The sequence below is a fragment of the Streptomyces sp. NBC_01352 genome, from assembly GCF_036237295.1.
Lineage (GTDB): Bacteria > Actinomycetota > Actinomycetes > Streptomycetales > Streptomycetaceae > Streptomyces > Streptomyces plumbiresistens.
Genome location: NZ_CP108354.1, coordinates 8,581,930 through 8,603,059, shown reverse-complemented (window position 1 = coordinate 8,603,059; position 21,130 = coordinate 8,581,930). Strand labels below are relative to the sequence as shown.

The following is a 21,130-nucleotide window of genomic DNA, read 5'->3' as shown; positions in this document are numbered from 1 at the left end:
ACGGCCCGCACCTTCCACACAACCCGCGGAAGCACATACCGTGCCCATGCCGACGTCCAGATTCAAGGAGGTCACATGCGCCTGACCAGACGCAGCCTGCTCGCCGCGACCACGGCAGCAGCAGCACTCCCCACGGCGTCCCCCGCTTCCGCGGCCACCCGCCGCAGGCAAACCGGCTTCGAGCGCCTCGCAGAGCACGGCTACGCCCAGCTCAGCGGCCAGCGCACCGGCATCGTCACCAACCCCACCGGCGTCACCAGGGACGTACGCCACATCGTCGACGTCATGCACGCGGACGACCGGGTGAACCTCACCGCCGTCTTCGGCCCCGAGCACGGCTTCCGGGGCACCGCGCAGGCGGGCGGCTCCGAAGGCCGCTACGACGACCCGGCGACCGGCCTGCCCGTCTACGACACGTACCTGAAGAGCGGCCGGCCGCTCGCCGACATCTTCACCGCGTCCGGCGTGGACACCGTGGTCTTCGACATCCAGGACGTGGGCGCGCGCTTCTACACGTACATCTGGACGCTGTACGACTGCATGGAGGCCGCCCAGCTCGCGGGCAAGCGGTTCGTGGTCCTGGACCGGCCCAACCCGGTGACCGGACGGGCGGCCCTGGGCCCCGTACTGCACAAGGAGTTCGCGACCTTCGTCGGGCGGCAGCCGATCTCGCAGGCGCACGGGATGACGGTCGTGGAGCTGGCGCGGTTGTTCAACGGGGAGTTCCTGGCCGCGCCGGTGGAGCTGGACGCCGTACTGATGAGCGGGTGGAAGCGGTCCGAGTGGTACGACGACTCGGGGCTGCCCTGGGTGCCGCCGAGCCCGAACATGCCGACGCCGGAAACCGCCCTGGTGTACTCGGGGACGTGCCTCTTCGAGGGGACGAACCTCTCGGAGGGGCGTGGCACGACCCGCCCCTTCGAACTGCTCGGCGCGGAGGGCGTCGACGGGCGGTGGGCCGAGGCGGCGAACGGACTCGGGCTGCCCGGGGTGCGCTTCAGGGAAGCGTACTTCGCGCCCACCTTCTCCAAGTTCCAGGGGAAGACGATCGGGGGCGTGCAGGTTCATGTGCACGACCGGGACGCCTACGACCCCGTACGCACCGGGATCGCGCTCCTGGTGACCGCCAAGAAGGTGTGGAGCGGCTTCGCCTGGCGTGCGGACAACTGGATCGACAAGCTCACGGGTTCCACGCTGGTGCGCACGATGATCAACGCGGGGGCGGGTACCGACGAGGTGGTGGCGGGCTGGGAGGAGGAGCTGGCGGCCTTCCGGAGGGTGCGGCGGGAGTACCTCGTCTACCGGTGAGCCGGTGATTCACCCGGATGAGTCACGACGTATGGCCAACTCCGACCGGTAGCGGGACGATGCGCGCACATCGCACCGTTCCGGGGACGAGGGGGCCCGTCATGGCAGAGCCGGCAATGAGCGTGAGTCCGTACTGGGAGCTCACTTTCGACGCGGACGGGGACACGGACGGCGGGAAGCGGGACCGGCTGCTGGCCGGCGTCGCGCAACACGACGTGCGCGATCTCGTGGTCTTCTCGCACGGCTGGAACAGCGACCGCTCGGGTGCGACCCGGCTCTACAGCCGCTTCTTCGCGCCGATCCCGGCGCTCGCCCCGGCGGCCCGACTCGGGTACGTCGGTGTCGTGTGGCCGTCGATGCGGTTCTCCGACGAGCCGATCCCGGACTTCCCGCGGGCCCTGGCCGCCGAGCTGCCGCCGCGCCCGGCGCTCGACAAGGACACCCGGCACGCGCTGCTGGAGACCTTCCCCGGGCGGGCGACCGTGATCGACCAGATCGCGCGCATGCTGGACCAGCAGCCGCGCGAGGAGCGGGAGTTGGAGGAGTTCGGGCGGCTGGTGCGCCTGCTGGTGGACGTCGTGCCGCCGGGACCGCAGGTGCTGTTCGCGGCGGACACGATGGCCGAAGGGGTGCAGCAGAGTGAGCCCCTGATGTTCTCGGGGTCCACGGCGGAGATCTGCGAGGAGTTCGCGCGGGCGCTGGCGGAACTCGAGTCCCCGGGCGGTAGGGCCGGGTTCTCGCTGCCCAATCCGTGGGACGGCGCGCACGAACTGCTGCGCCAGGCGACGTACTACGCCATGAAGCGGCGCGCGGGGACCGTCGGCGAGCGCGGACTCGGGCGGGTGGTCGGGCAGTTGGCCGCGAAGGCACCGAACACGCGGGTGCACCTGGTGGGGCACAGCTTCGGCGCCCGGCTGGTGTCGTTCGCGCTGCGCGGGCTGCCGCAGGGCGTGCGCACGGTGAAGTCGGTGACGTTGCTCCAAGGGGCCTTCTCCCACTACGCGTTCGCGGCGCGGCTGCCGCACGACCCGCGCGCGGGAGGGGTGCTCCAGGGGCAGCACCTACGGATCGACGGGCCCTTGGTGTGCTGCCACTCCCGGCACGACTCGGCGCTCGGGACCATCTATCCGCTGGCCTCGCGGATGGCGGGCGATGCGCAGGGAGCCGCCGCCGAACTGGCCCTGGCACGCGGCCTCGGTGCCAAGTGGGGGGCGATGGGCTACGGCGGCGTGCAGGCGGTGCCGGGCACCCAGTCGTTCAAGCTCGCCGCCGCGTTGAAGGCGAAGCTGCCGGCCTCGGGGTGCGTGAACGTCGACGCGGCCGAGGTGGTCAGGCGCGGCGGAGCGCCGTCCGGCGCGCACAGCGACATCGTGCACCGGGAGCTGGCCCAGCTGGTGGTGGCGGCGGGCCGCATCCGCTGACCCGCCGCCACCCGCGCCCCACCGGCGCGATCGCCCTACCGGTGCGAGGTGAACTCCACGACCTGCTGGAACGTCGGCCGGTTCTGCCAGCTGATGTTGCCGTGCTTGATGCCGCCCAGCGTGCGCTGGACGATCGAGTCGGCGCACCACTGGTTGCCCGCCGAGCACAGGTCGTCACCGGGGTAGACCTGGGCGGCGGTCCTGCCGGCCGCCTCCTTCAGGGTGCTGATCAGGACGTCCCGGCAGGCGGTGAGGCTGCCGCCGCCGCAGTACTTCCGTGCGAGCGGCCCCTGGACCGACTCGCCCAGTACGGCCCGGATGTCCTTGTCGACATAGCTCCACCAGCCGTACTGGAAGGCGCTGCCCGCGTGCGCGCCGGTCGGGCCGTGGGCGGCCGACGGGGTCTCGTCGACGGGCAGGTTGGCGGTGAAGGCCGTGTACAGGTCGCTGCCGAGGCCGGGTTCGAACTCGGCCTTCACCAGCAGCGGCCACCACGCGTCCAGGATGCGGATCGCGTCGGCGTCGGCGTACGTCTTCGAACCGGCCGTCGCCTCCGTGCGCTTGGCGCCCGCCGTCACCCACGCCTGGAGCCTGCTCACCGCCGCCGCGGCCGTCGAGTCGGTCACCGGCGAGCTGGTGACCACCTTGAGGAGGTCCGGCAGCACGTCCTGTGCCCTCAGGTCGGCCAGCCCGGCGTCCGCCATCGCCTTCACCAGTGAGGCCCGGGTGACCCCGCCCGCGGCGACCAGTCTCTTGACCCGGTCGTCGAGGAGATTGCCGCGATGGACCGAACCGTCGCCCCAGGAGGCGGTCGTGTAGTCCTTGGCCTGCTTGTTGTTCCATGAGATGTAGTAGTCCTGGTCGATCGAGTTGGGGTGGGCCGAGGCCGGCGTGTACTGCGCCGTGTTCGTCGTCGGGTCCCAGTTCCGCCACTCGTACGCCGGCTGCGCCCACACCGGGAACTCGGCGTCGACGCCGGGGGCCCGCACCGGGTTGTCGCCGCTGTTGTAGTACGCGGTGTGCTCGGAGTCGGCGTAGAACCAGTTGAAGGTGTAGTTGATGTGCTGCGCCGCGCTCTGGAAGGTCTCCGGGCCGTTGACGTAGTCCGGGTCGTTCAGCATCTGGAAGCCGATGATCGAGTCGGCCTCGTGCATGAAGGACGAGCGCAGGGTGGTGTAGGCGACCTTCTTTCCGCCCACGGTCGCCCGGTACTCCACGGGGCCGTACTTCGTACGCCACACCCGCATCGTGTACGAGCCGGCCGCGGTGCCGTCGGCCGTGGTCGGGGTCCAGGCGTTCTTCCGCTCGACCTTCTCCATCGCCGTGCAGGTGCCGCGGTAGAGGTAGTGGTAGTCGTCCTGGCACAGCTCGACGGCGTAGGAGTCGATGATGTCCTGGCCCGAGGTGGTGGCACTCCACGCGTAGTCCTGGCCGCGGCCGAGCTCGACGTACATGCTCAGGCCCGCGAAGGAGGCGCCGCGGGCGCTGAGGCCGGGGCCCTGGATCTCCTGGAGCATGAGCAGCTGCGGCGCGAAGTAGCCGGTCTGCGGTCCGAAGACGGCAACGGGGTTGCCGCTCGCGGTGTGCTCGCCGCTCACCACGAGGGCGTTGGACATGCCGCGCTTGGCCGAGGTGACGGCCGTCTTCGCGGCCGTGGTGGAGGCGCCGGTGGCGCTCGACGTGGCCGCGCTGCCCGTACGGTCGTAGACCAGCTGCTCCGCGGCCACCGAGCCGGCGTCGGGCAGGGCCTCGCCCTGGGCGTCGTCGGGCTTCGAGGCGTAGGGGAAGCTGCCGTCGTGGAGGGTCAGGACCGCCTCGGGGTCGTTGCGCTCGCGGAAGGACTCCCACACCTTGGTGCCCTCGCTCACGCCGTACTTCTGCTGGGCGGCGAGCAGCGACAGCGCGTTGTTCACCTCGCCGCCGCCCCCGGAGCCGAAGAGCGCGCCGATCACGGAGGCCAGCGCGACCAGGTCGGTGGGCTTGAAGCGGTCGATCGTGCCGGCGTTGGTGACGGAGTCCTTGTGGCCGGTCAGGACGTACTCGCCGGGGAAGTAGCGGCCGCTGTCGGAGGCGTCGATGTAGGCGTTGATGCCGGCGACGTAGGCGTTCACGTCGGCGAGGGCCTGCTGCCCGCGGGCTCCGTTGGTGGCGACCGCGTTGTCGATCTGCGCCTGGAGATCGGCCTCGGTGTACGGGGCGGTGCGCCAGAACTGCTGCTCCAGGCCCTGGTTGGACGGGTCGCCGCCCGCGAAGGGAGTCAGCTGACCGCGTCCGACGTGACGGAAGACATCCATGAGCCACAGCCGATCCTCAGCCGCCGCATAGCCCGCACCGAACTCCGTGCCGTATCTGGTGGTACCGGTGATGTGCGGTACGCCCGTCTTCTTGTCGCGGACGATCGTCACGTCGCTGCGACCGGCGGGCTGGAGCGTGGAGGCGACTTGATCGGCAGGGACCCCGAAAGACGCGTCGTTGAAGAAGGTGTTGATCGTGGCGTCGGTGAGCGCGGGATAGCCCTTCGCCAGGTCGGCGTACGGGCCGAGTTGGTCCTCGGCGTGCGCGGGCTGGGCACCGAAGGCCTGGTTGAGCAGGATCTGCGCGAGGGTGGCGTTGCCGTTCTGACCGGGCGGCAGGATGTCGGAACACCCGCCCCCGCAGTAGTCGTTCGCCACCACGGCCTCGACGGTCGCAGTGTCCGCCGCCGCGGCCGCTTGGGAAAGCGGGGACAAAAGACCGGCAATCAGGACGCATACGGAGGCGGACTTCAGGAACCCGGGGAATCTGCCGGGAGTTCTCAGTCTGTCGAGTGCGGTGCGTGAGGTGCGCCGAGGCATGACAGCTCCTACCGACGGGGGCGGGCCGGACGTTACCGCCGGTATCCCCGGGATTGAAGATGAACATGCGTCACTTTTCGGAGTCGTTGGCATCGCTTATGGGGGTCATCGGAAATCGGATGGAGCCGAATCGCTTGTCGATACGTCTATTCGGCAACGTCGCGCGAAGTCCGTACGACGACGCCGAAGTGACCGAAGTACAGGTGCAGGTGTGACGGAGGTGCAGGGCGATGGCCGGTTTCCGGAGTTTGGCGAGACAGGTGCGCGATCCGCGATGCGATCTGGCGCTCCGGCGTTATTCGCTGCGCAAGTGCCTTGAGCGGTTCGCCCCTTACGGCCACAGGGCGACCTGGGACCATTTGTGCTCGCGAGCCGGGTTCGGTCCCGAGGACCGGTCCCCCGACCCAGCGCGGCTCGTGGCCGCACTGGAGGAGTTGGAAGAGGCGCGTTCGGTCTGGCTGGCCTACGAGGCCGGATTCGCCGAGCGACGCAAGAAGGAGAAGCACGACGGGCTGCGCAGGCCCGGCACCGTGGACGACTGGCACCGCCTGACCTGGGGCGGTTTCGGGGTCGCCTGGTGCGACGACCCACGGGTCCACCCGCACGAACCGCTGGCGGAGGTGCTGCGCCGGCTGATCTCCGCGCTGGAGCGGGAGCCGGGCGCGGAATGCCCGGTGTGCGGCGGGGAGCGCCTCCTCTGGAAGTACGAACTGGACCACGAACCCTCTACGGGTCCGGTCTGCACGGACTGCGGAATTCTCGTACCGCGTCCCGTGCTCACACCCGAGGCCCTGGCGGACGCCAGGCGCGGACGGTTGCTCGTGTCGGCCTGACCAGACTGACCGACTGACCCGACTGACCCGACTGACTCGACTGACCGGAACGAACCTAGGAACCGTGCGTGCGGGGGTGCGCCGGGGATGCCGCACCCCCTGTTTTGTCAGTGGTGGCTGGCACCATCGAGTCATGGTGCAGGTGTGTCTGAACGGGCCCCGCGGGGCCGCCGACGGTGCGGTGGTGCCGCTCACGCCGCAGGCGCTGGCCGAGTCCGCGGCCGAGGCCGTCGCGGCCGGTGCCACGGACGTGCATGTCCATCCCAAGACGCCGTGCGGGCAGGACAGTCTGTCGCCGCGCGTGCTCGCGGCGACGCTCGAGGCGATCCGAGCGCGGGTGTCGGTGCCGGTCGGTGTGACCACGGGCGCCTGGGCGGAGCCCGATCCGGTGGCCCGGCTGGGGCGAGTCCGGAGCTGGACCGTGCTGCCCGACCACGCCTCGGTCAACTGGCACGAACCGGGCGCCGAGGAGGTGGCCACCGCGCTGATCGACCTCGGCGTGGGCGTCGAGGCCGGCATCTGGTCGGGTACGGACGGGGCCGCGCGGTTCGCCGTCTCGCCACTCGGCCCGAAGGTGCTGCGGGTGCTGGCGGAGGTGACGGACCCTTCGTCCGAGACCGCCGAGGACACCGCGCGTGCACTCCTGGCCGACCTCGGTTCCGCGCACGGCCGCCCGGTGCTGCTGCACGGCGAGGACGGCGGCGCGTGGCCGGTGCTGCGGCTGGCCGGACGCCTCGGCCTCGCGACCCGAGTGGGCCTGGAGGACACGCTGACCCTTCCCGACGGGCAACGGGCCCTGTCCAACGCTCAGTTGGTGGCGGAGGGGCTGGTCGAGTACGGATGGGACCGGGCAGGTCGGGTGTCGCCGTCCGCCGAAGGCCGGGACCCTACCAGGCGATAATCCGCTCGCTCCAGCGCTTTCGCGTTGGACATTGGGAGGCGATGAGACACCGTTCCTAGGGACTGAGCGGGAGTGATTCCTGTTGCCAGGTCTCATGCTCGGCCGAACGCCCCGGACGGTGTTGGGCGTTCTGGTGGCCCGCGTTCACTCCGCGCCCGGGCGGCACGGATCGTGTCCGTGGTCCGGGAATGCGGGGGCGGGTTCCCTCACGCCCAGGGACCCCCGGTCGGGCCTGGACGGTCCGATGCCCCACCGCATCGCTCCGGTGCTGTGGGGGCGGTGCCGTCCGCCGCCGGATCGGGTGTCCCTGGGCGCGCCTTCCGATCGCCACAGCGGCAGCATCGTGGCGAGTGGTCTTACGAGTCGTGCTAGTGAGGGGCTTCTGCCAGTGCTGGGCGCCCCAGCGGCTGGTGTAGGCCGGGTCGACGGCGATGACCGTGATCCCCGTCTGGTCGGCCATCGAAGACAGCCGGACGCGGAGCTTCCCGGTAGGCATGCCGGAGACCAGTTGCCGGAACCGTTTGTGGCGCCCGTGCTTCTCGCGGGTCTTCTCCGCGGCGAAGTCCAGGTCCTCGACCGCGATCGCCTTGACGCCGCAGGTGCTGGCCCAGTGCAGGAGGCGGGTGAGGGCGTGGCGGACCTGGGCGTCACGATGGGGCGCGGTGCCGGACAGGTCGTAGAAGAAACGGCGCGGGCCGCCGGTCGGGTTGCCGTGGGCGTCCAGGCGCCAGGCGGCGAGGTGGTCGGCGTTCATGTCGACACCGATCACGCCGTGGGCGAGCACCGTCTCGATCGGGAGGGTGGGGGTGGGCGGGATCTGCCAGGACGCGGTCAGGTACCAGCGGTCCCGGCCCGTATCGAGGTGGATGCGGTAGGCGATCGCCCGGTTGGCCGCGACGCGATCCGCCCACTCCTCACCCCGGTGCGCGAACGTGACCCGGCAGGCCAGGACGTACCGTCCGTGCGGGGCGTTGGCCAGATGGGTCAGCGGTGCGGGCAGCTTGATGCTCACCTCGCCGTCCGGGCTGACCCGGATCGTCTCGTTGCCGTACCGCTTGCCGGACTCCCCGTCCGCCTGGCAGAACCAGCGCTCCGCCTCCCAACGCCCGCGCCACGCCGACTCCGTGAGTCCGGCGGCGTCCAGGTGGTGCCGGGTGCGGGCCAGATGTTTGCCGCCCCGTACGACCTGCACGAGGCCGGCCTCGCGGTCGGCCCGCGCGGTAGTCAGCCGGTCCTGCAGCACCCGCAGCCGCCTCGACTTGGCATGCCACTCCCGCTGGGACCGGTAACCCCCGGGCGCCTTCTTCGTTCCCTTCTGGCCGACCGGCTGGGACAGCCGGTGCTCGATGGTGTGGATGCCCGCTTCCAGGTTGTGGATGTGCGCGAGCTGGCAGCGGCGGGCCAACGCCCACTGGTCGTGCGTGGCCTTGGTGATACTGCCCGCCCACCGCGACGACGAGAACGGTGTCAGCTCCCGTTTGCGCACCGCCCACGTCCCGCCGGAGTGCTCCAGTCCGTCCCGGCAGCGCGCCTTGAGGTCCTTCGAGGCCAGCGATCCCAGATGCGCGCCCACCAGACGCAGCACCTTCTCATCGCCGGCTGTCAGGTGCTTGAGGCGGGTCCGCACAGCCACACCACTCGGACCGGACGCGACGAACGGCGCCGCCATGCTCCTCAGCTCACCCACCCGTCACTCCCGACCCGAGCCCACCAGAAGATCCCGTCGCCATGGCAAACGAGCGCCACCCATGAAGGTCACGCATTCGATGCGAGAACGCCAGTTCCCCACAAACCGACCTCACCGCCGAGGCACGCCACGACACAGACCACCCCCACTCATTCCCGCTCACCAGAACGCTCTTGAACGCACTCCATCGCCAACAGGTCCAAACCCCTGAGGAACTGGAGGAGTCCCGATGTCGACGCTCCGCGTCACCGCCGAAGTGCTCACCGTCCACGAACCTCCCAAGCCGACGCTCTCGAACTGGCGGAGGTGGGCCTCTACCGGGCCATCGTCACCAAGCGCGCATACCGCACTGGTGAGGCCGCCGGTACATCTCCGAGCAGTCCGTGCCCGGCCGGGCGGATCAAGGAGTTGGGGCTGACCGGGCGTACCCGCGCTTGCGAGGTGCTGGCATCTGTGGCCCGGGAGCGCCCCAGCGGCACGACCGCCCGCAGCTGCGACGGCGCGGGTGGACCTGCGGCTGGGACGGGTGCAGACCCCAGCCTACGGCGGCGCGGGCAGGCACGGCTGGGGGCGGCGCCAGTCTCCCCGGCCGCTGCCCCGCGGACGGACCCGCCGCTACGCCTGTCGGTCCCTCCGCTGCTCGACCAGCAGTCTCGAACCCGTCAAGCGTTCGCCGAACACGTCGTCCGGGTTGGACAGGACGCAGGTGTCCAGGGAGAGGCAGCCGCAGCCGATGCAGTCGGTCAAGTGGTCGCGGAGGCGGTTGAGCTGCTTGATGCGTTCGTCGAGTTCGGAGCGCCAAGCCTCGGAGAGGCGGGCCCAGTCCTCGTGGGTGGGGGTGCGTTCCTCGGGGAGCTCGGCGAGGGCCTCGCGGATCGTGGCGAGCGGGATGCCGACGCGCTGGGCGGCACGGACGAATGCGACCCGGCGCAGGGCGTCACGTGAGTAGCGGCGTTGGTTGCCCGCGGTGCGGCGGCTGCTGATCAGGCCCTTCGACTCGTAGAAGTGCAGGGCGGAGACGGCGGCGCCGCTGCGGGCGGCGAGCTGGCCGACCGTGAGCTCATGGATCTTCTCGTGAATCTGGGGCACTCCTCGGAGCCTACCCACCCCCTCCTCGCGCCGGTCCGTTGACATGGGGTTCGCGGCCGACCATGCTAAGCAGTCGCTTAGACATCACACGAGAGGCCGGGACATGGCAGAGCCGAGGATCTTCGCGTCCGTCGACGACCTGAAGGGGGCGGTGGGCGAGCAGCTGGGGTACACCGACTGGCTGGAGATCGACCAGAAGCGGATCGACCTGTTCGCGGAGGCCACCGGTGATCACCAGTGGATCCACGTCGATCCGGAGCGCGCCGCCTCGGGGCCGTTCGGGACGACCATCGCGCACGGGTACCTGACCCTGTCCCTGCTCCCACTCTTCGGGCCTCAGCTGATCAAGGTCGAGGGCATGAAGATGGGCGTCAACTACGGGTCGAACAAGGTCCGTTTCCCCGCCCCGGTCCCGGTCGGCTCCCGGCTACGCTCGACCGCCACGATCACCGGCGTCGACGATGTGCAGGGCGGGGTCCAGGTGACCGTCGCCTTCACCGTGGAGCGCGAGGGCGGGGACAAGCCGGTGTGCGTCGCGGAGTCCGTGTCCCGGTACTACCTCTGACACACCGCCGGCACACCGCCGGGCTTACTTCGCCCCCACCATCCGCAGCACGAGGTCGGCGTAGAGCGCGCCGACCTCCTCGGGTGTGCGGGGACCGTTGACGCTGAACCAGCGGGCCACGTCGACGCACAGGGAGAGCACGGCGAGCGTGGTCCCCTGGACGTCCAGGACGTCGAACTCGCCCGCCGCCACGCCGTCCTCGATGATGCCGCGCACCGCGGCGTCGCACTGCCGGCGCAGGGCGAGGATCTCGGCGCGGGCGTCCGGGCCGAGGGAGTCGAGTTCGTACTGCACGACCCGCGCGGTGGTACGGCCACCCGCGTGCCAGCGGACGAAGGAGCTGACCGCGTCGGCGAGCCGCTCGGCCGCGCTGCCCTTGCCCCCGGCCGCCACGCGCAGGATCTCCACGGCCTTCTCGTGGCCGATCCTGCTGATCCGGTGGAGGAGTTCTTCCTTGGTCTTGTAGTGGATGTAGAGCGCGGCCGGGCTCATGCCTGCGCGGCCCGCGATGTCACGGGTCGTCGTGGCGTGGTAGCCGCGCTCGGCGAAGGCCTCCACCGCGGCGACGAGCAGCCGCCGGGCCGCGTCGGGCGTGACCTCGCCCCACGCCGACGTCTCGCCGCCGGCCGTCTCCTCCGCCGTATTCATCACTGGCCCCTCTCGACTGGCACGACCCACACCATACCGCCGAAGGTGAGCGGGCGCTTAGCGTGGCCGCTCAGCGCTGCGCGAAACGGGTTCAGAGCTTCTCGAACGGGTTGTACGCCCCGCTCGCCGCCTCCTGGCGGTCCCGGATCACCTTGGACAGGGTGAAGGTGGAGGTCACCAGGTACAGGACGGCGATCGCGAGGAAGCCGCGCACCCAGGCGTCGCCCTGAAGGTTGTAGATGCCGATGCCGGTGGCCGCCATGGCCACGGAGAAGGACGCGACGGCCTGCCCGTAGAACGCGGCCGTGTTCTGCTGCTTGCCCTGTGTGTCACTCATGGGGACAAGGATCGGCGGACGTGGCCCGTGCCACATCCGCCGAAGTACTCAGAGAACGTACTCAGAAGGCCTCGGAAGCCCTCGTAAGTCCTCAGAACGCCGAAACCCCCGTCAGTGCCCGCCCGATCACCAGCTTCTGGATCTGGCTGGTGCCCTCGTACAGAGTCATCACGCGGGCGTCCCGCAGCAGCTTGCCCGCCGGGTACTCGTCGATGTAGCCGTAGCCGCCGAAGACCTGGAGGGCGTTGTTCGCGGCGCGGACGGCCGCCTCCGAGGCGAAGAGCTTGGCCTTGGAGGACTCGGTGGCGAAGGGCAGGCCGCGGTCGATCAGGTCGGCGACCCGCCAGGTCAGCAGGCGGGCGGCGTCCACGTCGACGGCGATGTCGCTGATCAGTTCCTGGACGAGCTGGTGGTGGGCGATCGTCCTGCCGAACTGCTCGCGCTCGCCCGCGTACCGGACGGCCACGTCCAGCGCGGCCTGGGCGATGCCGACGCAGCCCGCCGCCACCGACATCCGCCCCTTCGCCAGGGCCGACATGGCGACCGAGAATCCCTTGCCTTCTTCGCCCAGCATCGCGGAGGCGGGCACGCGGACGTCCTCGAGGACCAGCTCCGCGGTCGCCTGGCCGCGCAGGCCCAGCTTGCCGTGGATGGCGCGGCGGGTCAGGCCGGGGGTGTCGGTCGGCACGAGGAAGGCGGAGACGCCCTTGTGGCCGGGGGCGTCGGTGGAGCGGGCGAACAGGAGCACGACGTCGGCCCAGGTGCCGTTCGTGATGAACATCTTGGTGCCGTTGATGACGTAGTCGTCGCCGTCGCGCACCGCGCGCGTGGCGAGGTTGCCGGCGTCGGAACCGGTGCCCGGTTCGGTGAGGCCGAAGCAGCCGACGTACGCGCCGGAGGTGAGGCCCGGCAGCCAGCGCCGCTTCTGCTCCTCGCTCCCCCGGGCGGCGACGGTCTTGGCGACCAGCCCCAGCGAGACGGAGACGATCCCGCGCACGGACGAGTCGCCGCGGCCGAGTTCCTCCGTGACCAGGCAGTACGCGAGATGGTCGCCACCCGAGCCGCCGTACTCCTCGTCGATGGTCAGCCCCAGGAAGCCGACCTCCCCGAGCTTCTTGACGATCGACCTGTCGACCTCCTCGGCGCGGTCCCAGGCGATGACGTGCGGGGCGATCTCGCGGTCCACGAAGTCCCGGGCCAGCTGCCGGACCGCGGTCTGCTCCTCGCTGAGCTCAAGGTTCATGGCGTGTCACCCCAGTGTGAAAGTTGCACCTTCGGCAGCACCGTCAGCCGCACCTTTAAATTAGCACTGCTAGTTTACGGGCGCAGCCCTACTATGTGCGCCATGGCCCGACCGCGCAAGCCCCTCCTGAGCACCGACCGGATCGTCGCGACCGCCCGGGTGCTCGTGGACGCGGAGGGCCTGGCGGCCGTCTCCACGCGCCGGCTCGCCGCCGAGCTGGGGGTCAGCGGGCCCTCGCTCTACAACCACTTCCGCACCAAGGACGAGATCCTGGAGGCGGTCGCCGACTCGGTGAGCGCGCAGGTCGACCTGTCGATGTTCGAGGACGGGCGGGACTGGCGGACCTCGCTGCACGACTGGGCGGTCTCCTACCGGGCCGCCCTGCGCGACCATCCGAACATCGTCCCGGTGCTGGCCCGCGGCCCCGGCCGCCGCCCGGCCGGGCTCCGTCTCGCCGACGCCGTCTACGGCGCGATGGTCGAGGCGGGCTGGCCACCGGCCCAGGCCACCTCCATCGGCGCGCTGATGCGGTACTTCGTCATGGGCTCCGCGCTCGGTTCCTTCGCCGGGGGTTTCGTGGACGACGCGAGCGCGTACGACCCCGCGGACTACCCGCACCTCGGGCAGGCCCACCTCCTCGCCGAACAGCAGGAGAAGATCGACGAGCGGGCCTTCGAGACCGGGCTGACCGCGCTGCTGGACGGGCTGGTGCAGCAGTACGAGCAGGTGCGGCGCACCGCATAGTTCGGCCGATGCCGAACCGTCCGTGTTCCATGCTGGATCACATGACCACGAAGGACCCACGAGCGCACCCGCTGGCCCGTCTCGCCGGCCTCGTCGCCGACGAGACCCGGGCCGCCTGTCTGCTCGCGCTGCTCGACGGGCGGGCCTGGACCGCCGGTGAGCTGGCGCGGCACGCGGGCGTCGCCGCGTCGACCCTGAGCGAACACCTGGGCAAGCTCGTCGCGGGCGGGCTGCTCACCGAGGAGCGTCAGGGGCGGCACCGGTACGTACGGCTGGCCGACGCGCGGGTCGCCCAGCTGGTGGAGGACCTCGCCGCACAGGTCGCTCCGGGCGGTGATGCCGTACGGCCCCGGAACCTGCGCGAGTCCACCGCCGGGTCGGCGATGGCCCGCGGCCGCACCTGCTACGACCACCTCGCGGGGCGGCTCGGCATCGCGGTCACCGACGCCCTGACCGCACGCGAACTGCTGCGCCAGGACACCGGGTTCGCACTGACGGACGCGGGCGTCGCCTGGTTCGACTCCGCCGGGATCCGCCTCGACCGTACGAGCCGCCGCCCGCTGGCCCGCGCCTGCCTCGACTGGACCGAACGCCGACCCCATCTCGCGGGCGTGGCGGGTGCGGCGCTGTGCCGGCACGCCCTGGACGCGGGCTGGTGTGTGCGGATCGGCTCCGAGCGGGCGGTGAAGGTGACGGCGACTGGGGAGAGGATTCTGTCGGAGCTGCTGGGAATCCCGGCGAGGGCGCTTCAGTGAGCCGGGCGGCTTAGGGGGTGGGGGGTTGTGTGATGTGCCGGGTGCGGGTGCGTGGGGGCTGGTCGCGCAGTTCCCCGCGCCCCTAAGGGGGTGCGGCAGACGCCCGTTTGTCGGGTGCCGGCCCTTGGGCCCACCGTCCGAAATCCGCCAGCGCTGCTTACGCGGCGCCGCCTAGCCTCAGGAGCATGATGAACGCCTCCCCGACCCACACCGCCCGTCGTTCCCAGCTGCTCGCCGCCGGTGCCGCCACCGTCACCGTGGTGCTGTGGGCTTCCGCGTTCGTGTCGATCCGCAGTGCGGGGGCCGAGTACTCGCCGGGTGCCCTGGCGCTCGGGCGGTTGCTCGCGGGGGCGCTGACGCTGGGGGTGATCTGTCTCGTACGGCGGGAGGGGCTGCCGCCACGCTCGGCGTGGCGGGGGATCGCGATATCCGGGGTGTTGTGGTTCGGGTTCTACATGGTGGCCCTGAACTGGGGCGAGCAGCAGGTGGACGCCGGTACGGCGGCCCTGGTCGTGAACATCGGGCCGATCCTGATCGCCCTGCTCGGCGCGCGGTTTCTGGGCGACGCCATGCCGCCGCGGCTGCTGGCGGGGATGGCGGTGTCGTTCGCGGGCGCGGTCACGGTCGGGCTGTCGATGTCGGGCGGCGGCGGGTCGTCGCTGCTCGGTGTGGTGCTGTGCCTGCTCGCCGCGGTCGGCTACGCGGCCGGTGTCGTGGCGCAGAAGCCCGCCCTCGGCCGGGCGAGCGTGTTGCAGGTGACGACGTTCGGGTGCCTGGTCGGGGCGGTGGTGTGTCTGCCGTTCGCCGGTCAGCTCGTCCAGGAGGCCGCCGACGCGCCCGTCTCGGCGACCCTCAACATGGTCTACCTGGGCGTGTTCCCGACCGCGCTGGCCTTCACGACGTGGGCGTACGCCCTGTCCCGTACGACCGCGAGCCGCATGGGCGCGACCACGTACGCCGTGCCCGCCCTGGTCGTCCTGATGTCGTGGGTGGCGCTCGGCGAGGTGCCGGGGCTGCTCACGCTGGCGGGCGGCCTGCTGTGCCTGGCCGGGGTCGCGGTGTCGCGCTCGCGCACGCGGAAGGCCGCGGCTCCGGGAGCGGTTCCGGAGCCGCGGCCCGAGAGGGCGGCGGGGCCGTCAGCGTGAACGGGCCCGGTCCGCGAGGACCTTGATGGAGAGCAGCGCGATGACCGCGAGCCCGATGATGTAGCCGGACACCGCCATCGAGGTACCCGTGGCCTCCAGGAGCAGCACCATCAGGAAGGGCGCGAGCCCGCCGCCGAACACCGCCGCGATCTGGTAGCCGAGGGAGGCGCCCGTGTAGCGCATCTCGGCGGTGAACAGCTCGGCGAACAGGGCGGCCTGGGGGCCGTACATGATGCTGAGGAAGCAGCTGGCGACGAAGGTGCCGACCGCGAGCCACAGCAGCGAGCCGGTGTCGATCAGCAGGAACATCGGTACGGCCCACAGCCCGATGCCGGCCGCTCCGAACGCGTAGATCCGGATGCGGCCGACGCGGTCGGAGAGCGCCGCGGAGGCGGGGATCAGCACCAGCTGGGTGAGACTGACGCAGAGCGAGACCGTGAGCACCGCACTGCGCTTCATGTCGAGTTCGCGGGTCGTGTAGTCGAGAACGCCGGTGATGATGATGTAGAACGTCGCGGTGTTCACGGCGAAGGAGCCGCCGGCCAGGAGCACCGTGCCGAGGTGGCCGCGCAGGATCGTGCGCAGCGGGGAGTTCCGCTCGGCCTTCTCCTTCTGCGTCAACGCCTTCTCGGCCTCGCGGAATGCGGGGGTCTCCTCGACCCTGGTGTGGATGTACCAGGCGAGGACGAGCACGAACAGGCCGATCAGGAACGGGACCCGCCAGGCCCACGCGGCGAACTCGCTGTCCGTGGTGAACGCGCCGGCCAGCAGGAAGACCGAGTTGGCCGTCACCACGCCGATGGGGACGCCGAGCTGGACGACGCTGCCGTAGACACCGCGCTTGCCCTCGGGGGCGTACTCGGTGGCCAGCAGCATGGCGCCGCCCCACTGCGCGCCGACCGCGACGCCCTGGAGGACGCGCAGGGCCACCAGCAGGATCGGGGCGGCGACGCCGATGGTGTCGTACGTGGGGAGGAGGCCGATGCCGGTGGTGGCGAGGCCCATGAGCGTGAGGGCGAGGACCAGCATCGGCTTGCGGCCGCGCTTGTCGCCGAGGTGGCCGGCGACGATGCCGCCGAGCGGGCGGGCGAGGAAGCCGACCGCGAAGGTGGCGAAGGAGGCGAGGACTCCGGCGCTGGAGCTGCCCGCCGGGAAGTACAGGTCTCCGAGGACGAGGGCGGCGGCGATGCCGAAGACGAAGTAGTCGTACCACTCGACGGCGGAGGCGAGCGCCGCCGCGGTGGCCACGCGGCGGTGGCCGGCCTTGGGGAGGGCCGTGGTGGGGAGGGGGTGAGCGGGTGGTGCGGTGTCCATGTGTGCACACTCCGGTGGGTGCGGTGGGGACGTTCCCGGGAACATACTGACCGGACGGTATGGGGTCAACGGGTGTGCACGAAGGTTGCCCGGAGCACCCGAGGGCTCCGGGCGACCCACAGGCCTCAGAACACGACCAGCGCCCTGCCGCCCTTGCCCGCCAGCATGTTCTCGAACGCCGCCGGGATGCCCTCCAGGCCGATCCGTTCGGTCACCAGCGCGCCCAGGTCCAGGCGGCCCGCCCGGACGTGTTCGGCGAGCACCGGCAGGTCCCGGGCGGGGTCGGAGTTGCCGTAGACGCAGCCCGCGAGGGTCCGGCCCCAGTGGAAGAGCTCCAGGGCGTTGAAGGTGACCTGCTGGTCCTTGCCGCCGATGCCGACGACCGTCGTACGGCCGCCGCGGCGGGTGGAGTCCCAGGCCGTGCGGATCGTGGCCGCGCGGCCGACGCACTCGACGGCCACGTCGACGCCCTGCTTGGCGGTGAGGGCGCGGATCTCACGGGCGGTGGTGTCGGAGGCCACGACGTAGTCGGTGGCGCCGGCGCCCCTCGCCAGTTCCTCCTTCGCCGGGGAGACGTCGACCGCGACGATCCTGGACGCGCCCGCGATCCGGGCCGCCTGGAGGGCGGCGAGGCCCACTCCGCCGACGCCGTACACCGCGACGGTCTCCCCCGTGCGGACCCGCGCCGCGTGGTGAACGGCGCCGTAGCCGGTGAGGACCGCGCAGCCGAGGAGGGCCGCGTCGGTGAGCGGGATGCCTTCGGGGAGAGGGAGCACACAGTTCGCCGGCACCACCGTCTCCTCGGCGAAGGCGGCGACGTTCAGGCCGGGGTGGAGGTCCCTGCCGTCGGACGCGCGACGGGCGTACACGTCGGCGGCCCCGTTGAGGGCGTTGGCGCACAGCCAGACCTCGCCGAGCGAACAGGCGTGGCAACTGCCGCAGGACGGGGCCCAGTTGAGGACCACGGCGGCACCGGGCCGGAAGTCCGCGACCCCTTCGCCGACGGCGACGACCGTGCCGGCACCCTCGTGGCCGAGGACGGCGGGGACGGGGACGCGCATGGTGCCGTTGGAGAGGGACAGGTCGGAGTGGCAGACGCCGGCGGCGGCGAGGCGGACGCGGACCTGGCCGGGGCCGGGGTCCGGGAGGTCGATCTCGGCGATCTCCAGAGGAGCGCCGACGGCGGGGAGTACGGCGGCACGGACCACGTGAACGCTCCTCAGAACTGCAGGGACTTGGTCTGGAGGTATTCGGCGAGACCGTGCGCGCCGAGTTCCCGGCCGACCCCCGACTGCTTGTAACCCCCGAAGGGGGCAAGGGGGTTGAAGCGGCCGCCGTTGATGTCGACCTGCCCGGTCTCCAGGCGGCGCGCGAAGGCCACCGCCTCCTCCTCGTCACCGGCCCAGACGGCGCCCGCGAGGCCGTAGACCGTGCCGTTGGCGATGCGCAGGGCGTCCTCCTCGTCCTCGTAGCGGAGGATCGACAGGACCGGGCCGAAGATCTCCTCCTGCGCGATGGTCATGTCGGGGGTGACGTCGGCGAAGACGGTGGGGCTGACGAAGTACCCCTGCTCGCGCGGGGATTCGGGACCGCCCGCGACCAGACGGGCGCCTTCCGCCACACCCTTCTCGATGTAACTCCGCACGCGTTCCCGCTGCTTGGCGTTGACGACCGGGCCGATGCGGTCGCCGTACTTCGCGGCGGCCGCGGCGGCCAGCTCGACCGCCTCGTCGTACTGCTCCCGGTGCACCAGCATCCGCGTCCAGGCGCTGCAGGTCTGGCCAGAGTTGGACATGACGTTGGCGACGCCGACGTTGACCGCCCTGGCCAGGTCGGCGCTCGGGAGGATGACGTTGGCGGACTTGCCGCCCAGTTCGAGGGCGACCTTCTTCACGGCGGCGCTCGCCGTCGCGCCGATCTGTCTGCCGACGGCGGTGGAGCCGGTGAAGGAGACCAGGTCGACGCCCGGATGCTCGGCGAGGGCCTGTCCGGCGACCGGGCCGAGGCCGGTGACGAGGTTGAAGACACCCGCCGGTACGCCGGCCTCATGGACCGCCTCGGCGAAGAGCTGGGCGACGAGCGGGGTGTCCTCTGCGGGCTTCACGACCACCGTGCAGCCCGCCGCCAGCGCCGGGGCGACCTTGGCGACGATCTGGTGCAGGGGGTAGTTCCACGGCGTGATCGCGCCGACCACGCCGATGGGCTCGTGGAAGACGGTCGAGTTGCCGACCTTCTCCTCGAAGGCGTACGTCGCCGCCAGCTCGGCGTAGGAACCGGCGACGGCGATCGGCACGGCCGCGTGGACGGCCTGGGAGAACTTCAGGGGCGAGCCGAGTTCGGCGGTGACTGTCTCGGCGATCTCGTCCTTGCGGGCCGCGAGGGCGTCCCGGAGGGCGGCCAGACGCGCGGCCCGCTCGGCGGGGCCGGTCGCGGCCCAGGCCGGGAGGGCGGCGCGGGCGGCCCGTACGGCGGCGTCGACGTCCTCGGCGGTACCCGCCGGGACCCGGCCGACGACCTGTTCGTCGACCGGGTTCACGACCTCGATCACGTCCGGGCCGGCGGCGGGGCGCCACTCGCCGTCGATGTACATGCCGTCGTGTGCCTTCATCGTGCGTCCTCCCGGGCGGGGCTGCGTCGTCCACCACATAAACTAGCGGCGTTAGTTTTTGTCCGCCAGTTCAGGGGATCGGCCGGTCCGTCACAGGATCAGCGAGCCGGGAGCGGTTGTCTCGCCCCCGCCGCCCCTTCCCGTTCCCGACCTTGAGGGCTCCGCCCCCAGACCCCCGCTCCTCAAACGCCGGAGGGGCTGAATTTCAGCCCGTCCGGCGTTTGAGGACGAGGCCCTTCGGGCCGAAGCGGGGGTCTGGGGGCGGCAGCCCCCAGGACGGGACGGGAAGGGGCGGCGGGGGCGAGATCCCACGGGAGCCGAGGCGTCACTCGTCCAGATCCGGCAGCCGCGCCGGGGCCGGGGAAATGCGCTCGCCGTGCTGGTCGAAGACGAACAGGTGGGCGATGTCGACGAGGAGGGGGACGTGCATGCCCCGGCGGAGGTCGATGTCGGGAGTGGTGCGGACGACGAGGTCGCCGGGGAGGCGGCCGTCGGCCGGGGCGGGTTCGGGGGCGGGGTCCGTCGGGTCGTCCAGGACCACCACCGGGCCGGCGCGCAGGGCACCCGCCCGCTCCCGGAAGCGGTTCAGGACCGTGCCCTCGCGGCGGCGGCGCCGGTCCGTGGGGGCGGTGGGGCGTGGGGCCTCCAGCTCCGGTACGAGGGCGGGGCGGGAGCCGGTGTTGAAGTGGACGAGGACCTCGTGGCCCTGGAACTCGACGTGTTCCACGAGGCCGCTGATCGCCACCTCGCCGGGGCGGGCGTCGGCCGGCTTGGCGAGGCGGACGGCCTCCGAGCGCAGGCCGACGATGACCTCGCGGCCCTGCTGGACGCGGAGCAACTGGTGGTCCAGGCAGAGGGGTTCGGGCAGCCGCAGGTACTGCTTGCCGAGGCTGATGGTCATCGCGCCGTCCAGCGGGGCGCGGACCAGGCCGCGCAGCAGGTTGATCCGCGGGGTGCCGATGAAGGCGGCGACGAAGACGTTGCGCGGCAGGGCGTACACCGAGCGCGGGGTGCCTACCTGCTGGAGGACGCCGCCGCGCATGACGGCCACCCGGTCGCCGAGCGACATGGCCTCGGCCTGGTCGTGGGTGACGTAGACCGTGGTGACGCCCAACTGGCGGGTGAGGGCGGCTATTTCGGCCCGCAGGTGGTTGCGGAGCTTGGCGTCCAGGTTGGACAGCGGTTCGTCCATCAGGAAGGCGGAGGGGTGGCGGGCGATCGCCCGGCCCATGGCGACGCGCTGGCGTTCGCCGCCGGAGAGCTGGCCGGGGAGGCGGTCGAGGAGGTCCTCGATGCCCAGCATGCGGGCGGTGGCGTCCACCCGCGGGCTCGGGTCCTCGCCGGGTGCCTCGATGCGCAGCGGGAAGCCGATGTTGCCGCGGCTCGTCATGTTCGGGTAGAGGGCGAAGTTCTGGAACACCATTGCCATGCGCCGGTCGGCGGGGAGCAGGTTGTTGGCGTACTCGCCGTCGAGCAGCAGCTGCCCCTCGGTGATCTCCTCCAGGCCGGCGATCATTCTGAGCACCGTGGACTTGCCGCAGCCCGAGGGGCCGAGCAGCACGAGGAACTCGCCGGGCGCGATGTCCAGCGACAGCCGGTCCACCACGCGGACGCCTCGCGTGTAGGTCTTGCTCACGTCGTGCAGAGAGATGGCGCGTGTCATGGCAGTGCCCCCGGGGGCTCACTTGGGCGCTGGTG

Annotated in this window: 18 protein-coding genes and 1 pseudogene; 9 read left to right on the top strand and 10 right to left on the bottom strand. The window is 71.4% G+C overall.

Annotated features, from left to right (window positions below; translation table 11 throughout):
• Nucleotides 1–75: 75 nt before the first annotated feature.
• Nucleotides 76–1,308, top strand: coding sequence for an exo-beta-N-acetylmuramidase NamZ family protein (locus tag OG252_RS39545; protein ID WP_329342239.1), 1,233 nt, complete (start codon nt 76–78; stop codon nt 1,306–1,308).
• A 101-nt stretch (nt 1,309–1,409) separates the two neighbouring features.
• Nucleotides 1,410–2,729 carry a serine-threonine protein kinase gene (locus OG252_RS39540; RefSeq protein ID WP_329342237.1) on the top strand — a complete coding sequence of 440 codons (1,320 nt, stop codon included), beginning with the start codon at nt 1,410–1,412 and terminating at the stop codon, nt 2,727–2,729.
• 35 nt (nt 2,730–2,764) lie between these two features.
• Here OG252_RS39540 and OG252_RS39535 read toward each other — a convergent pair whose 3' ends face one another.
• Nucleotides 2,765–5,563, bottom strand: a complete 2,799-nt coding sequence (locus OG252_RS39535) for a penicillin acylase family protein (protein WP_329342235.1) — start codon at nt 5,561–5,563, stop codon at nt 2,765–2,767.
• 230 nt (nt 5,564–5,793) lie between these two features.
• Between OG252_RS39535 and OG252_RS39530 the strand changes: the two genes are divergently transcribed.
• Both OG252_RS39530 and OG252_RS39525 read left to right on the top strand, forming a co-directional pair.
• Complete coding sequence (locus OG252_RS39530; protein WP_266442338.1) at nt 5,794–6,396, top strand: hypothetical protein; 603 nt, start codon at nt 5,794–5,796, stop codon at nt 6,394–6,396.
• Nucleotides 6,397–6,529: 133 nt separating this feature from the next.
• Nucleotides 6,530–7,297 carry a 3-keto-5-aminohexanoate cleavage protein gene (locus tag OG252_RS39525; RefSeq protein WP_266442336.1) on the top strand — a complete coding sequence of 256 codons (768 nt, stop codon included), beginning with the start codon at nt 6,530–6,532 and terminating at the stop codon, nt 7,295–7,297.
• A 55-nt stretch (nt 7,298–7,352) separates the two neighbouring features.
• Here OG252_RS39525 and OG252_RS39520 read toward each other — a convergent pair whose 3' ends face one another.
• Nucleotides 7,353–8,984, bottom strand: coding sequence for a transposase (locus tag OG252_RS39520; protein WP_329342231.1), 1,632 nt, complete (start codon nt 8,982–8,984; stop codon nt 7,353–7,355).
• A gap of 229 nt (nt 8,985–9,213) precedes the next feature.
• Here OG252_RS39520 and OG252_RS39515 point away from each other — a divergent pair.
• Nucleotides 9,214–9,410, top strand: a pseudogene (locus OG252_RS39515) (RNA ligase (ATP)); the annotation flags it as partial.
• Nucleotides 9,411–9,599: 189 nt separating this feature from the next.
• On the opposite strand, the gene soxR reads toward OG252_RS39515, so the two are convergent.
• Nucleotides 9,600–10,073: a redox-sensitive transcriptional activator SoxR gene (soxR, locus tag OG252_RS39510; protein WP_307673685.1), complete on the bottom strand. Its 474-nt coding sequence runs from the start codon at nt 10,071–10,073 to the stop codon at nt 9,600–9,602.
• Between the two features lie 103 nt (nt 10,074–10,176).
• Here soxR and OG252_RS39505 point away from each other — a divergent pair, with 103 nt between their 5' ends.
• A complete protein-coding gene (locus OG252_RS39505) occupies nt 10,177–10,638 on the top strand; it encodes a MaoC family dehydratase (RefSeq protein WP_266442331.1) in 462 nt (153 codons plus the stop codon).
• Between the two features lie 24 nt (nt 10,639–10,662).
• Here OG252_RS39505 and OG252_RS39500 read toward each other — a convergent pair whose 3' ends face one another.
• From OG252_RS39500 to OG252_RS39490, 3 genes are all read right to left on the bottom strand, one after another.
• Complete coding sequence (locus tag OG252_RS39500) at nt 10,663–11,286, bottom strand: TetR/AcrR family transcriptional regulator (RefSeq protein ID WP_329342227.1); 624 nt, start codon at nt 11,284–11,286, stop codon at nt 10,663–10,665.
• Nucleotides 11,287–11,377: 91 nt separating this feature from the next.
• Entirely contained in the window at nt 11,378–11,623 is a 246-nt protein-coding gene (locus OG252_RS39495) for a YiaA/YiaB family inner membrane protein (protein WP_266442325.1), read from the bottom strand.
• A gap of 91 nt (nt 11,624–11,714) precedes the next feature.
• On the bottom strand, nt 11,715–12,866 hold the full coding sequence (locus OG252_RS39490) for an acyl-CoA dehydrogenase family protein (protein ID WP_266442323.1): 1,152 nt from the start codon (nt 12,864–12,866) through the stop codon (nt 11,715–11,717).
• Nucleotides 12,867–12,968: 102 nt separating this feature from the next.
• On the opposite strand from OG252_RS39490, the gene OG252_RS39485 reads away from it, so the two are divergent.
• The 3 genes from OG252_RS39485 to OG252_RS39475 all read left to right on the top strand — a co-directional run bounded on the left by OG252_RS39485 (nt 12,969) and on the right by OG252_RS39475 (nt 15,510).
• Nucleotides 12,969–13,610, top strand: a complete 642-nt coding sequence (locus tag OG252_RS39485) for a TetR/AcrR family transcriptional regulator (RefSeq protein ID WP_329342224.1) — start codon at nt 12,969–12,971, stop codon at nt 13,608–13,610.
• A 41-nt stretch (nt 13,611–13,651) separates the two neighbouring features.
• A complete protein-coding gene (locus OG252_RS39480) occupies nt 13,652–14,365 on the top strand; it encodes an ArsR/SmtB family transcription factor (RefSeq protein ID WP_266442320.1) in 714 nt (237 codons plus the stop codon).
• 185 nt (nt 14,366–14,550) lie between these two features.
• Nucleotides 14,551–15,510, top strand: coding sequence for a DMT family transporter (locus tag OG252_RS39475; RefSeq protein WP_443068452.1), 960 nt, complete (start codon nt 14,551–14,553; stop codon nt 15,508–15,510).
• Here the strand turns inward: OG252_RS39475 and OG252_RS39470 are convergent.
• The 4 genes from OG252_RS39470 to OG252_RS39455 form a co-directional block, all read right to left on the bottom strand.
• Entirely contained in the window at nt 15,502–16,824 is a 1,323-nt protein-coding gene (locus OG252_RS39470; RefSeq protein ID WP_266442317.1) for an MFS transporter, read from the bottom strand. The two genes, OG252_RS39475 and OG252_RS39470, sit on opposite strands and share 9 nt — an antisense overlap.
• Nucleotides 16,825–16,949: 125 nt before the next feature.
• Nucleotides 16,950–18,032: a Zn-dependent alcohol dehydrogenase gene (locus OG252_RS39465; RefSeq protein ID WP_329342221.1), complete on the bottom strand. Its 1,083-nt coding sequence runs from the start codon at nt 18,030–18,032 to the stop codon at nt 16,950–16,952.
• A gap of 11 nt (nt 18,033–18,043) precedes the next feature.
• A complete protein-coding gene (locus tag OG252_RS39460) occupies nt 18,044–19,432 on the bottom strand; it encodes an aldehyde dehydrogenase family protein (RefSeq protein WP_329342219.1) in 1,389 nt (462 codons plus the stop codon).
• A 325-nt stretch (nt 19,433–19,757) separates the two neighbouring features.
• The gene (locus OG252_RS39455) at nt 19,758–21,095 is read right to left on the bottom strand and encodes an ABC transporter ATP-binding protein (RefSeq protein ID WP_266442310.1); all 1,338 of its coding nucleotides are present in this window, start codon (nt 21,093–21,095) and stop codon (nt 19,758–19,760) included.
• Nucleotides 21,096–21,130 lie beyond the last annotated feature (35 nt).

Coding starts and splice junctions, on each gene's coding strand:
- OG252_RS39545 (WP_329342239.1), top strand. CDS start 76: ATGCGCCTGACCAGACGCAGCCTGCTCGCCGCGACCACGGCAGCAGCA.
- OG252_RS39540 (WP_329342237.1), top strand. CDS start 1,410: ATGGCAGAGCCGGCAATGAGCGTGAGTCCGTACTGGGAGCTCACTTTC.
- OG252_RS39535 (WP_329342235.1), bottom strand. CDS start 5,563: ATGCCTCGGCGCACCTCACGCACCGCACTCGACAGACTGAGAACTCCC.
- OG252_RS39530 (WP_266442338.1), top strand. CDS start 5,794: ATGGCCGGTTTCCGGAGTTTGGCGAGACAGGTGCGCGATCCGCGATGC.
- OG252_RS39525 (WP_266442336.1), top strand. CDS start 6,530: ATGGTGCAGGTGTGTCTGAACGGGCCCCGCGGGGCCGCCGACGGTGCG.
- OG252_RS39505 (WP_266442331.1), top strand. CDS start 10,177: ATGGCAGAGCCGAGGATCTTCGCGTCCGTCGACGACCTGAAGGGGGCG.
- OG252_RS39500 (WP_329342227.1), bottom strand. CDS start 11,286: ATGAATACGGCGGAGGAGACGGCCGGCGGCGAGACGTCGGCGTGGGGC.
- OG252_RS39495 (WP_266442325.1), bottom strand. CDS start 11,623: ATGAGTGACACACAGGGCAAGCAGCAGAACACGGCCGCGTTCTACGGG.
- OG252_RS39490 (WP_266442323.1), bottom strand. CDS start 12,866: ATGAACCTTGAGCTCAGCGAGGAGCAGACCGCGGTCCGGCAGCTGGCC.
- OG252_RS39485 (WP_329342224.1), top strand. CDS start 12,969: ATGGCCCGACCGCGCAAGCCCCTCCTGAGCACCGACCGGATCGTCGCG.
- OG252_RS39480 (WP_266442320.1), top strand. CDS start 13,652: ATGACCACGAAGGACCCACGAGCGCACCCGCTGGCCCGTCTCGCCGGC.
- OG252_RS39475 (WP_443068452.1), top strand. CDS start 14,551: ATGATGAACGCCTCCCCGACCCACACCGCCCGTCGTTCCCAGCTGCTC.
- OG252_RS39470 (WP_266442317.1), bottom strand. CDS start 16,824: ATGGACACCGCACCACCCGCTCACCCCCTCCCCACCACGGCCCTCCCC.
- OG252_RS39460 (WP_329342219.1), bottom strand. CDS start 19,432: ATGAAGGCACACGACGGCATGTACATCGACGGCGAGTGGCGCCCCGCC.
- OG252_RS39455 (WP_266442310.1), bottom strand. CDS start 21,095: ATGACACGCGCCATCTCTCTGCACGACGTGAGCAAGACCTACACGCGA.